We start from the raw sequence: 12109 nt of genomic DNA, 5'->3' as shown, positions 1-12109 counted from the left end.
GACGATCACGCCGGTCCTGTCCACCCACCGAAACGGGACCGAGCCGCAACCGGGTCTTCGCCACGCGGGCCACGCCCGCCCGGTAGCGTGCGCGACCGTGACGGACTCGGAGACACCCGACTTCATACAGACCACCCGTACGTCCTACGACACGATCGCCAAGGACTACTCCGCCGCCTACCCCGGCCTCCCCGAACGGCCGGTGGACATGTCGATGATCGCCGCCTTCGCCACGCTGGTGAAGGCGAACAGCACCGCCCCGGTGGCCGACCTGGGCAGCGGCCCCGGCGACATCACGGCCCACCTCAACGACCTGGGAGTCCCCGCCTTCGGCATCGACCTCTCCCCCGCCATGGTCGGCCTGGCCCGCGAGGCCCACCCCGCCGTGCGCTTCCACCGGGGCTCCATGACGTCCCTGGAGCTGCCCGACGAGACCCTCGGCGGCATCCTCGCCCTCTACTCGATCATCCACGTCCCGGACGACCACCTCCCGGCGACCTTCGCCGGCTTCCACCGCGCCCTGGTCCCCGGCGGCCACGTCCTGCTGTCCTTCCAGAAGGGCGAGTCACCCGGGCTCCACCTCACCGAGCGCTTCGGCCACGAGATCGACCTGCGCTACTACTGGCGCCCCGCGTACGCGGTCGGAGACATGCTCGCCAAGGCGGGCCTGGAGGTGGCGGCGACCCTGATCCGGGAGCCGGTGGAGTCGGAGAAGTGGCCCCGGGCCTTCGTCCTGGCCCGTAAGCCGGGCTGAGCGGACGGGCCCAGGGGCCGCCCAGGGGGCACCTGCGACCCCGTTCATCCGGTGTGGGCCACCAGGGCGTCGATGATCTCGGGCCAGAGCTCGCGCGGGCGGTCGTGTCCCATGTCGGGGACGAGGAGGAGGTCGGCGCCGGGCACCAGGTCGGCGGTGCGCCGGCCGCCGTCGACGCCGATCAGGGTGTCGTCCAGGCCGTGGATCACCAGGGTCGGCACCCGGAGCTCGCGGAGCGCCTCCGCGCGGGAGCCGCCGAGGATCATCGCGCCGAGCTGACGCCCGGTCCCGGCGGGGTAGTAGGCCCGGTCGTAGCTGCGAGCGGCCAGCTCCCGCAGCACCGCCGGGTCGCCGTAGCGCCTGGACGCCCACACCAGCTCCCGCTCCGCCGCCGCGACATACCCCTCGCGGTCCGCCGGTTTCGGACTGAACAGCACCGCCTGGGCCTCGGGGGTGGGCCGGCCGTACTCGCTCTCCCCGGTCGAGGACATCATCGACGTCAGCGTCAGCACCCGCTCCGGCCGGGTGACGGCCATCGTCTGGGCGATCATCCCGCCCATCGACGCCCCGACCACGTGCGCCCGCTCGATCCCGAGCGCGGCAAGCAGGCCCAGCCCGTCGTCGGCCATGTCCCGCAGCCGGTACGGGACCATCGCGACGGCGGCGGAGACGTCTCCCGAGCTCACGGCGGCGATGAACCGGCCGACGTCGACGGGATGGTCGTCGAACTTACTGGAGAGCCCACAGTCACGGTTGTCGTAACGGATCACATGACGACCACGCCCCGCCAGCTCCCGGCAGAAGTCCTCGTGCCAGGCGATCAGCTGGGCACCGAACCCCATCACGAGCAGCACCGGAGGGTCGGAGGGGTCGCCGAAGCAGTCGTAGGCGATGGACACTCCGGGCGATACGTCGACGATCGGCATACCCGGATCCTGCCAGCCCCACCACCCGGCGCACCCGAATTACCGGCCGGGCCCCCGCTCGGCGATCACTCCTCGGCGAACAGTTCCGCGGCGTCGGTGACGTGAACCGCGCGCTGGGCCCAGAGCTCTGCTCTGCGCTGATCACCCACGCGGGACGGGCGGGTGTGGAAACCCGTGTCCTCCGCAGGGTCGTCGGTGTCCTGTGCCTTCTCTGCTCACGAAGATGCGTAGCCATGGCTGCGTGTCACTGCGAGCCTGTGGCCACCAGGGTCGCGGTGATGGGTTCGAGCTCGGTGATCAGTTCGTCGAGTTCGGCGGGGGACAGGGCGTCGTAGGGCGGGGCGGCGAGTTCGTCGGTGAGGGTTTCGATGCGTTGTCCGGTCGCGCGGCCGGCGTCGGTGAAGTGGCCGTCGGTGTCGATGAGTCCGCGTTCGCGCATGCCGTCCATGACCGCGGCCAGTCGCTCTTTCGGCAGGTGATGGATGCGTCCGAACGACTCCGGGGGGTGGATGCCCTGTCCCAGAGCGCAGAGCACGTGGGCCTCCGTGCCGCCGATGCGCGCGCCGACGAGAGCGGCGATGTGCCCGTCGCCGCGGTGCTCGCGCAGCATGTTCGCGGAATGCCACAGCCGGGCGACGGGGTCGCTGGGCACCTTGAGGGTGCGCATGCCGGCGTACATCACCCGGCCTTCGGTGGGGGCGCTCGTCGCGGCCTTGGTGGTCAGGTCTGCGGCGCGCACCAGGCCCGGCGAGTCGGCCAGTTCGTCGCCGAGGATGCGCCGCAGGGAGGCCGCGCTGCCCCGCTCCCGCGCCGCGACGGAGGCCTCGGGCGGGATCGTCTCCCAGGCGCTGGGAATGTGCCGTTCGGCTTCCCCGTCGGCGAAGTTGTAGAAGGCTGCGTGCACGACCTGGGCCGGCACCCGTCCCAGTGGTGCGGCGCGGCTGGCGAAGTAGCCGTCCCAGTAGGTGCGGTGGCCGAGTGCGGCCAGTTCCTGGTTGCACTCGTCGGCCATGTAGGTGACCAGGCAGATCGGCTCCAGGAGCTCGAACATGCGACGGGCGATGTGAGTTGTCGGATGCAGGCGCGTCCTGCCCATCGGCTTCTCCCTTTGTCAGGTGTGCCGACTTGGACCGTCCGGCACACCGAAACTCATCGGCGTCGGCCCGGGCCATCAGAACTGATCTGGACGAAACTCCCTAGTTGCGCAGCATCACCACGAGCAGCACCACCAGGGCGATCAGGAGCGCGGCGGCCGCCGACGCCAGGGCGATCTTCACCGCGCTGTACGGCCGCTCCCCGATGACCTCGCCGGTGCGGGCGTTGACCATCACCGGCCATGCCTTGCCGGCGTGGAGGTAGGTCAGGAACCAGACGGGCAGCAGCACCAGCTTGTAGGTGAGGCCGCTGTAGGACGTGGACATCGAGTGCACCCGCTGCTCGTCGCCGCCGATGTCCCGCTTGCAGTCGGCGCGGATCACCGGTGCCATCCGCGCCTTCGCCGCCTCCAGGCCGGCCTCCGGCTCGACGTCGTAACGGACGGTGCGGAAGCCCGCCAGGTACTCCTCCTGGTAGGGGACCGTCTCCTCCAGCGGCCAGGGGGTCAGCTTGTCCAGTTCCTGCACGGGCACCTGGCCGCTGCCGGGCACCAGCACGTCGTCGAAGAACCGGCCGACCGTCCCGGACGTGTGGTGCCACCGGGTGTGCCGCACCTGCCGCTTGCGGCCCTCGGAGTCCTCCTCCTCCACCCAGTAGTGCTCGCCGCGCTCACCGGTGTAGTGGGTGGTGGTCTGCGCGTCGTACGTCCAGTGCGGCAGGTAGCTGCCCCGGAAGGTCTCCGCCTCGGTGACCTTCTTCAGCTCGTTCGGCGCGAACCAGCGGGACGTGGTCCACTTCGCCAGCGCCGCACGGGCCTGCTCCCGGTCCACCCCGAAGGGCAGCACCGCCTCGGGCACCACACGCTCGGTGCCGGAGGCGTCCGAGACCAGCGGGGTGCCGCAGAACTGGCACTTGTCGCTGAGCGTGTCGCTCTCGGTCACCGCGTGGCAGCCGGGGCAGGTGTACACCTTCACCCGGTCCGGCGCGGATGCCCGGCGGGGCAGCGCGGCCAGTTCCTCGACCGGGTGCTCGGTCACCTGCCGCGGTACCGGCGTGATGTCCTGCTCGTGCTTGCAGTACGGGCAGCGCAGCGCGTAGGTCCCGGGCGCGTACTCGCTGACCCCGCCGCAGGCCTCGCACTGGAACGCCCGGTCGGGCGCCGGCACGACGTCCTGATCCGTCAACTCACTTCTCCGATCTCAGCCCTGCGGGGGCAGCGGCGGCGGGACGTCGGCGAGCAGCGAAGTGAGTTCCGGGACCTGGTCCGCGGGCTGCCAGGCGGCCTGCCCGCTGCGCCAGACCAGCGTGGTCCGGGTCAGGTTGCCGGCCGCCACCTGCCCGGCCAGCGCGCTCTCGTCGTACGGGCCCTGCTGCTGTCCGCCGACCGCGATGAACCAGCGGGGCGCGGTGGGCAGCGGCGGCGGGACGTCGGAGGGGGCGGGAGCTGGGGCGGGCTGCGGCGGGACCGCGGCGGCAGCCGCACCGGACGTGCTCTGCACGATCCGCTGGCCCAGCGCCATGCCCACACCCAGCCCTACCGCGTCTCCGCCGGTGCCGGGGTTGGCGGCGGCGAGCGGGATCGCGTCGGCCGCCTGGAGCTTGGCGTAGTCGTCCAGGTTGCCGGTGATCGCCATCCGGGAGCGGGTGTCGATCGCCGCCTCGACCTCCGGCGGGACGCTGATGTTCTCGATGTAGAACCGGGGGATGGAGATGCCGGTGGCGGACAGTTCCAGGGTCAGCGCCTTGGCCAGCTGCTGCCCGATGCCGTCCTGCCGGGCGGCGAGATCGAGGAGCGGCACGCCGGCCGCGCCCAGGGCCGAGCCCAGCTTGGAGACGATCAGCTGACGCAGGTGCTCGCCGACCTCCTCGGTGCGGAACTGCGGGTCGGTGCCAACGAGTTCGCGCAGCAGCGCGGCGGCGTCCACCACCTGGGCGGCGAAGGTGCCGAAGGCACGGACCCGGACCATGCCGAACTCGGCGTCCCGCAGGATCACCGGGTTCTGGGTGCCCCACTTGAAGTCGGTGAACTGCCGGGTGGTGACGAAGTAGACCTCGGCCTTGAACGGCGACTCGAAGCCGTGCTTCCAGCCCTTCAGCGTGGACAGGACCGGCATGTTCCGGGTCGAGAGGGTGTACGTGCCCGGTTGGTAGACATCGGCCAGCCGGCCCTCGTTGACGAAGACGGCCACCTGCGACTCGCGCACCACGAGCCGGGCGCCCATCTTGATCTCGTTGCCGTAGCGCGGGAAGCGCCACACGATGGTGTCCCGGCCGTCGTCGGTCCACTCGATGATGTCGATGAACTCACCGCGGATGCGGTCCATCAGCCCCACAGCAACCCCCCACTCCGCGCGGCAATCAAACGATCAGCCGACAGTATGCCCAATACGGTCAACGCGACTACGGGCGGGCGCGGGCCCTCAAGGTGCGCGGCGGGTCGTCACTTCCACGGCGCGTTGAACGCCCGTCCCGGTACCGGCTTGGCGATCAGGGCGATCGGGATGAAGAAGTTGACCTGGCCGATCACGAACATCAGGGTGGCGAGGGCTTTCGGCTCGTAGAGTTCGGCCGCCTGGGCGTAGAGGTCGTCGGGGACCCGCTCGCCGTCCGCCGGGGGCTGGAGCACCGCCTCCGTCAGGGCGAGCGCGGCACGCTCCGCGGCCGTGAAGTACGGCGAGTCCTGCCATGACGCCACCGACGTGATCCGCTCCTCCGGCTCCCCGGCCTTCCGCAGGAACCCCGTGTGCAGGACCGTCAGGTACGTGCTGCCGACGATCTGACCCGCCCGCAACTGGACCAGGCTGATCGTCGGGCGCGGTACCGAGCCGTTGCCGGCGGCCCGGAACAGTGCCGCCGACACGTCCGCCAACTCGGGGACGAGCTGCGCGGGGTCGTCGGACATCCGCGGGGCCGTCGGGACCTCTGCCGTGATCGAACGTGCTGCCATCGCCGTCTCCTCGGTGAGAGCTGGTGAGCGCTTCGGTGTCGCTGTCACCGCACTGACGGACCCCGGGAGGGAGATGTGACGACGGGAGACGTGAGCGCGGTCACAGTCCCGTCGGCGCGGGGCCGGTCCGGGCCAGTCCCGCGCGCAGGCGGGCCGCGTCCTGGATCGGCGGGAGGCCGTAGGCGGTGCGGTACTCGCGGTTGAACTGGGTGGGGCTGACGTAGCCGACGGCCTGGGCGATCTGGGCGGCCGTGGCGTCGCCGACGGCCAGGCGGCGCCGGGCCTCCTGGAGGCGCAGGTGTTTCTGGTACCTGAGCGGGCTCATGCCGGTGGCCGCCTTGAAGTGCCGGTGCAGGCCGGCCGCGCTCATGTGTGCCACCGCGGCGATCTCGTCGATGGTCAGCGGCTCCGCGTAACGGGCGCGGATCCAGCGGGCCACCTCGCGCACCCGGGTCGTGGTGGAGTCGGCCAGTGACCACTGGCGCAGGACGGGGCCGAGAGAGCTGCGCAGCAGCCGGTAGAGGATCTCGCTCTCGATGCGGCCGGCGAGCGGGCGGATGTCGTCGGGGGCGTCGAGGAGCTGGACCCAGCGGGTGACCGCGTCGGCGAGTTCGGGGGGCATCGGCGCGGCGACGTGCGCGGCGGTGGGCGCCGGGGCGGGGCGGGCCGCCTCGTCCAGCTCCACCAGCAGTTCGGTGAACGCCTCACTGTCGAGACGCAGGGACGCGGACCGGTACGGCACCTGCTCCAGGTCGGCGGTGACGGGCAGGTCGATGGTGGTGAGCAGCATCTCGCCGGGGCGGGCGACCCGGACCAGGTCGCCGGCGGTGGTGCGTTTCGTGCCGTCGGCGACGAAGCAGATCGCCGGTTCGTAGAGGAGGTGCGCGGGCTCCACGGGCTCGTCGACCGCGGCGAGGGAGAGCCGGGGAACCGCGGTGTCCGTGCCCGACGCGACACAGTGCCGGTCGATGGCGGCGACGAGTCGGTCCAGCACAGCACGCTCCGTCCCTGAGAGGATCAGGCAATCCTATGCGAGCGACGGCCCATGCTTCCCGGGCCGCTCGTCCCTAGCGTGGGCGGCATGACAGAGCACACCTCACACCTTCCCCGGCGCACCCTCGGCACCCAGGGCCTCACGGCCGGGGCGATCGGTCTCGGCACCATGGGCATGACGATGGCGTACGGCACCCCGGACGAGCGGAGCAGCATCGCCACCCTCCACCGGGCCCATGAACTGGGGGTCACCCTCTTCGACACGGCCGAGCTGTACGGCCTCGGTACCGGCAGCAACGAGCAGCTGCTGGGGCGCGCGGTGAAGGGCTACCGCGACGAGATCCTGATCGCGACCAAGTTCGGCTTCGACCTCACTGATCCGGCGCGGATCGGGCACGCGCTGGACAGCCGTCCCGAGCACATCCGGGAGGTGACCGAGAGCAGCCTCCGACACCTGGGCACGGACCGCATCGACGTGCTGTACCAGCACCGCGTGGACCCCGACGTCCCCATCGAGGACGTGGCGGGTACGGTCGGCGAACTGATCGCCGAAGGCAAGGTCCGCTACTTCGGGCTGAGCGAGGCCGGGCCCGAGACCATCCGCCGCGCCCACGCCGTCCACCCCGTCTCGGTGCTCCAGACCGAGTACTCGGTGTTCGAACGGGCCGTGGAGGCCGAGGTGCTGCCCGTGGTCCGGGAACTGGGCATCGGTTTCGTGCCGTACTCCCCGCTCGGGCGCGGCTTCCTCACCGGCGCGGTCAAGCCGGCCGCGGAGTACGACGCCGACGACATGCGGCACACCCTGGACGAGCGCTGGCGGCCCGGCAACTACGAGCAGAACGTCGCGGCGGTGCAGCGGCTGACCGCCCTGGCGGAGAGCAAGGGCTGCACGGTCACCCAGCTGGCGCTGGCCTGGCTGCTCGCACAGGGCGACGACATCGTGCCCATCCCGGGCACCCGCAGCCCGCACCGGGTCGAGGAGAACGTGGCCGCGGCGTACGTCGAGCTGACGCCCGGGGACCTCGCCCGGATCCAGGAGATCCTGCCGCGGGGTGCGGCCGGTTCCCGCTACCCGGCCGCGGCCATGCCGACCTGGCGGTGAGCTGGCCGCCCCGCAGGCCGTCCCGCGTTCGGCGGGCCCTGTAGATTCGGCACAGGGCCGGTGAGAGGGGTTGGTCGAGATCGCCAGGCAGGCCGGTGCCGTCGCTCAGCCGCGGGTGCCGCTGAGCCGGCCGCGGGTCCTGGACGCGGCCGTCGCCCTCGCCGACGACGGGGGCGTCGACGCGCTCAGCATGCGCCGGATCGCGCAGGCGCTGGGTGTCGTCCCCATGGCGCTGTACAAGCACGTGGCCAACAAGAACGAGCTGCTGGACGGGATGATCGACGTCCTGGTGGGTGAGATCGATCCGCCGACGCCCGGCATCGCCTGGAAGGAAGCCGTACGGCGCCGCGTGCTGTCGGCCCGCCGCATGCTGCTGCGCCACCCCTGGGCGCCCGAGGTCATCGAGTCCCGGATGAAGGCGCGGACCACCCCCACCCCGGCCCTGTTGGCGTACCTGGACTCGATGGTCGGGATCTTCCGGGCCGGCGGGTTCCCGATCGGGCTGGTCCATCACGCGCTGCATGTGATGGGCAGTCGGCTGCTGGGCTTCTCGCAGGAGCTGTTCGAGGACCGGCCCGGACAGGCCCCGGACGCGGACGCGTTGCCGGCCGAGGAGATGGCCGCGCGGTTCCCGCACCTCGCCGAGCTGGCCATGGCGGTGACCCACGACCCGGAGTCGGTCGTCGGCTCCGGCTGCGACGACCAGTTCGAGTTCGAGTTCGCCCTGGACCTGACGCTGGACGGCCTTGAGCGGCTGCTGACCGCGGCCTGAGTCCCGGTCTGCCGGAACCTTGACGGGTGTACGCCGTACACCTACCTTGCCCTCAAGGGGGTGTACGCCGTACACCACAGGGGGAGCAAGGGGGGGGTCCCGATGAAGGCGATCGTGCAGGAGCGGTTCGGGCCGCCGGACGTGCTGCGGGCGGCGGAGATCGAGTCGCCGACGGCCGGTCCGGGCCAGGTGCTGGTACGGGTGCGAGCGGCGGCCGTCAATCCGTACGACTGGCATCTGCTGCGCGGCGACCCGTACGTGGCACGGCTGCTGGGAGGTGTCGGGCTGACCCGGCCCAGGTCCCGGGTGGCCGGGATCGACGCGGCCGGGGAGGTGGCGGCGGTCGGCGCCGGGGTGGCCGGGCTGCGGCCCGGCGACGAGGTGCTGGGCTTCTGTCCGGGCGCCTTCGCCGAGTTCGCGTGCACCACCCCCGAGCTGCTGGTGCCGAAACCCGCCGGGCCCACCGGGCTCACCTTCGAGGAGGCCGCGGCCCTGCCGATGGCGGCGGTGACCGCGCTGCGCGGGATCCGGACCGTGGGCCGGGCGGAGGCCGGGCAGCGGGTGCTGGTCAACGGGGCGGGCGGCGGCACCGGCACCTTCGCCGTGCAGATCGCCGTGGACCTCGGCGCCGAGGTCACCGCCGTGTGCAGCGCACGCAACGCCGAGCTGGTGCGCTCGCTGGGCGCGGCGCACGTCGTCGACTACACGCGGGAGGACTTCACCGGCCGGGGCGAGCGCTACGACCTGATCCTCGACAACGTGGGCGGCCGTCCGCTCCACCGGCTGCGCCGGGCCCTCGCCCCGCGCGGGACGCTGGTGGCCAACGGCGGCGGTTCGCCCGGTCATGTCTTCGGGGCGATGGGCTCGATGCTTCGGGTCGTCGCGGCCGACCCGTTCGTCCGGCAGCGGCTGCGGCCGCTCGTCCCCTCGGTCCCGAACGGGCCCGTCCACCAGGACCTGCTCGCCGTGACCGCCCTCGTCGAGGCCGGCCGGCTCGCCCCCGTGGTCGACCGGACCTACCCGCTGGCGGACACGGCCGCGGCCGTACGGCACGTGGAGCAGGGGCACGCGCGCGGCAAGGCCGTGATCAGCGTGGCGTGAGGCGGTCGCGGGCCCGGTCGTCAGCCCAGGCCGGCGGCGATCCCGGTCGCGGCCGTGCGCAGCGGCGGAAGAAGCGGCTCGATGTCGGCGTGCCCGAGCCGGGTGCCCGGCGCCGAGACGGTGACCGCGGCCACGCACAGTCCGGCGGAGTCCCGGACCGGCATGCCGATCGCATGCACCTCGGTGACGCTCTCGTCGAAGTTGAGGGCGTATCCCCGGGCCCGGCTGACCGCCAGGTCGGCCAGGAGGGCTTCGAGGTCGGGGAGGGTGTGGGGGGTGAGGCGGCTGAGGCCCTGCGGGTAGCGCATCCGCACCGTCTCGGGGGGCAGTTCGGCGAGCAGCGCCTTGCCCCCGGCCGCGCCGTACGCGGCCAGATGATCGCCCGTGCGCGCGGCGACCCGCAGCGTGCGCGGGCCTTCCACCCCGTCGAGGAAGAAGGCGTCGGGCCCGTCGAGGACGAGCAGGTTGGCCGTCTCCTGGGTGGCCTCGCGCAGCGCCTCCAGATGCGGGCGCGCGACCCGGATCAGCGCGCGTTCGTCGACCATGCCGCGCGCCAGCGCGAGCAGCGCGGGACCGAGCCGGTAGCGCTTACCGCCGAGTTCCTGCTCCACGAAGCCGTGCGTGCGCAGGGTGGACAGCAGGCGGTGTGCCGTCGACCGCGCGATGCCCAGGTGATCGCTGACGTCCGTGAGCCGCACGGACTCGCGCCCGCGCAGGAACAGCAGCGTGCGCAGGGCGTTGGCCACGGAGGCGGCGCCGTAGGGGTCCCGGGTGGACGTGTCTGACACGGGGTTGCTTTTCGGCATAGCAGAAATACTAGTCGGCATTGTTCCGCAGAGTGGGAGTACTTCCTACGGTGGGCCCACGAAGGACACCGCCCGTCCCCGCCCGCCCTGGAGAGCCGCCATGCAGTCCGAAACCGCAGACACCCCACCCCCCGTGGCACCGGCCGAGCCGGACCGAGCAGCCGACGCGAGCGCGACCGGCCGGAGGATCAAGCCCTGGCACAGCCTGTGGCTGCTGCTGATGCTCGGCTGGACGGTGAGCGCGGCCGACCGCTCCGTCACCGGGCCCGTCGTCACCTGGATGATCGACAACCACGTCGGCTTCCTCGCCGACGCAGACCGCCCCTTCGCGCTGGGCGGCCTGATCGGCGGGCTGTTCTTCGCCGGCTACATGCTCACCCAGTTCCCCGGCGGCTACCTGGGCGACCGGTACGGCCACCGGACGCTGATCGTGGTCAGCCTCGTCTGGGCCGGTGTCGCCACCCTCGTCACCGGGCTCATCGGCGGACTCGTGACGTTCATCGTCGTACGCGTCGTCACCGGTCTCGGGGAAGGCGCCTACTACTCCAACGACCGCACGGTCATCACCGAGACGACCCCGGAACGCGAACGCAGCCTCGGCCTGGGCGTGGTCATCACCGGCCTGGCCCTCGGCATCACCATCGCCACCGTCTTCACCCCGAACTTCATCGACCTGGGCAAGCTGTGGCTGCCCGACGTCGACGCCTGGCGGATGACCTTCTACATCCTCGGCACCGCCACCCTGCTCGCGGCCGCCGCCCTCGCCTGGCGGTTCCGCAAGGACCTCGACGCCCGCGTGGTGGGCCGCGCCACGCTGCACCTGGCCGGATACTCCGCGGTCTCCCTCGCCCTGATCATGGCCGTCTATCTGGTGGGCACCCGGGCCGGGCTGTCGGACCTGTGGATCGCCGTGCTGGAGGTCGTCCTCGCCGTCGGCCTGGTGCTGTTCGCCCTGGCCCGCAAGGGTGAGGAGCTCGGGCCGGTCCTGAGGAACCGCAGCCTCTTCCTGATCTACCTCTCGTACATCGCGATCCTGTGGAACCTCTGGTTCTTCAGCTTCTGGTCGGTGTCGATCGTCGCGGGCGCCGCCCACTCCTCCTTCGCCGGCGCCGCGCTGACCGCCGGCTTCAACGCGGGCGCCGGCATCCTCGGCTTCCCGGCCGGCGGGTGGCTCTCGGACCTCGCGGTGCGCCGCGGCTGGGGGCGCAAGCCCATGCTGCTGTCCTTCACCGGCGTACAGGCCGTGCTCACCGTGGTGTTCGCCTGGTACCTCGCCGCCGCGGGCAAGCCGTCGCTGCTGGTCATGGGGGTGCTGCTGTTCACGGCGAGCCTGTTCTTCAACGCGCTGCAGCCCATCGGGCACGCCCTCACCGCCGAGCTCGCCCCGCCGCGGCTGCGCGGCTCGGCCTTCGGCATGCAGAACCTCATCGGGGAGACGGGCGCCGTGCTGTCGCCCGCCGTCGGCGGGGTGCTGCGCGACCAGACCGGCGGCTGGACGGCGGCGGTGTGGCTGGACGCCGCGATCATCGTCGCCGGGTTCTGCCTGCTGATACCGGTCCGCGACCCGCGCCGCGGCGGCGGCACGCCGGCCTGATGGCCGACCCGTCCGCAAA

General features: G+C 72.1%; 12 protein-coding genes. 5 read left to right on the top strand and 7 right to left on the bottom strand.

The genetic code is table 11. From position 1 onward, the window contains the following. The first annotated feature begins 97 nt into the window (after nt 1–97). Nucleotides 98–754: a class I SAM-dependent DNA methyltransferase gene (locus ACFWPQ_RS04015; protein ID WP_384029680.1), complete on the top strand. Its 657-nt coding sequence runs from the start codon at nt 98–100 to the stop codon at nt 752–754. 44 nt (nt 755–798) lie between these two features. Here ACFWPQ_RS04015 and ACFWPQ_RS04010 read toward each other — a convergent pair whose 3' ends face one another. The 6 genes from ACFWPQ_RS04010 to ACFWPQ_RS03985 form a co-directional block, all read right to left on the bottom strand. Then, nucleotides 799–1680: an alpha/beta fold hydrolase gene (locus ACFWPQ_RS04010; RefSeq protein ID WP_384029678.1), complete on the bottom strand. Its 882-nt coding sequence runs from the start codon at nt 1678–1680 to the stop codon at nt 799–801. 244 nt (nt 1681–1924) lie between these two features. Beyond that, complete coding sequence (locus tag ACFWPQ_RS04005) at nt 1925–2776, bottom strand: MarR family transcriptional regulator (protein ID WP_384029676.1); 852 nt, start codon at nt 2774–2776, stop codon at nt 1925–1927. 100 nt (nt 2777–2876) lie between these two features. Beyond that, nucleotides 2877–3959 (bottom strand): hypothetical protein, encoded by a 1083-nt coding sequence (locus ACFWPQ_RS04000; protein WP_384029674.1) that lies wholly within the window; start codon nt 3957–3959, stop codon nt 2877–2879. A gap of 15 nt (nt 3960–3974) precedes the next feature. Then, nucleotides 3975–5099: an SPFH domain-containing protein gene (locus tag ACFWPQ_RS03995; protein ID WP_384029672.1), complete on the bottom strand. Its 1125-nt coding sequence runs from the start codon at nt 5097–5099 to the stop codon at nt 3975–3977. Between the two features lie 116 nt (nt 5100–5215). Next, nucleotides 5216–5722: a carboxymuconolactone decarboxylase family protein gene (locus tag ACFWPQ_RS03990; RefSeq protein ID WP_384029670.1), complete on the bottom strand. Its 507-nt coding sequence runs from the start codon at nt 5720–5722 to the stop codon at nt 5216–5218. Between the two features lie 100 nt (nt 5723–5822). Continuing rightward, nucleotides 5823–6716, bottom strand: coding sequence for an AraC family transcriptional regulator N-terminal domain-containing protein (locus ACFWPQ_RS03985; protein ID WP_384029668.1), 894 nt, complete (start codon nt 6714–6716; stop codon nt 5823–5825). Between the two features lie 87 nt (nt 6717–6803). Here ACFWPQ_RS03985 and ACFWPQ_RS03980 point away from each other — a divergent pair, with 87 nt between their 5' ends. The 3 genes from ACFWPQ_RS03980 (at nt 6804) to ACFWPQ_RS03970 (ending at nt 9690) form a co-directional block, all read left to right on the top strand. Continuing rightward, nucleotides 6804–7817 carry an aldo/keto reductase gene (locus tag ACFWPQ_RS03980; protein WP_384029666.1) on the top strand — a complete coding sequence of 338 codons (1014 nt, stop codon included), beginning with the start codon at nt 6804–6806 and terminating at the stop codon, nt 7815–7817. 79 nt (nt 7818–7896) lie between these two features. Beyond that, nucleotides 7897–8589: a TetR/AcrR family transcriptional regulator C-terminal domain-containing protein gene (locus tag ACFWPQ_RS03975; RefSeq protein WP_384030074.1), complete on the top strand. Its 693-nt coding sequence runs from the start codon at nt 7897–7899 to the stop codon at nt 8587–8589. 102 nt (nt 8590–8691) lie between these two features. Further along, nucleotides 8692–9690 (top strand): NAD(P)-dependent alcohol dehydrogenase, encoded by a 999-nt coding sequence (locus ACFWPQ_RS03970; protein WP_384029664.1) that lies wholly within the window; start codon nt 8692–8694, stop codon nt 9688–9690. Between the two features lie 20 nt (nt 9691–9710). Here the strand turns inward: ACFWPQ_RS03970 and ACFWPQ_RS03965 are convergent, their stop codons facing one another. Continuing rightward, the gene (locus ACFWPQ_RS03965; protein ID WP_384029662.1) at nt 9711–10478 is read right to left on the bottom strand and encodes an IclR family transcriptional regulator; all 768 of its coding nucleotides are present in this window, start codon (nt 10476–10478) and stop codon (nt 9711–9713) included. Between the two features lie 118 nt (nt 10479–10596). Here ACFWPQ_RS03965 and ACFWPQ_RS03960 point away from each other — a divergent pair, with 118 nt between their 5' ends. Then, nucleotides 10597–12090, top strand: a complete 1494-nt coding sequence (locus ACFWPQ_RS03960; RefSeq protein ID WP_384029660.1) for an MFS transporter — start codon at nt 10597–10599, stop codon at nt 12088–12090. The last annotated feature ends 19 nt before the right edge of the window (nt 12091–12109 follow it).

It is taken from the genome of Streptomyces sp. NPDC058464 (assembly GCF_042721035.1).
GTDB lineage: Bacteria > Actinomycetota > Actinomycetes > Streptomycetales > Streptomycetaceae > Streptomyces.
This window is presented reverse-complemented; position numbering and strand designations above follow the sequence as displayed.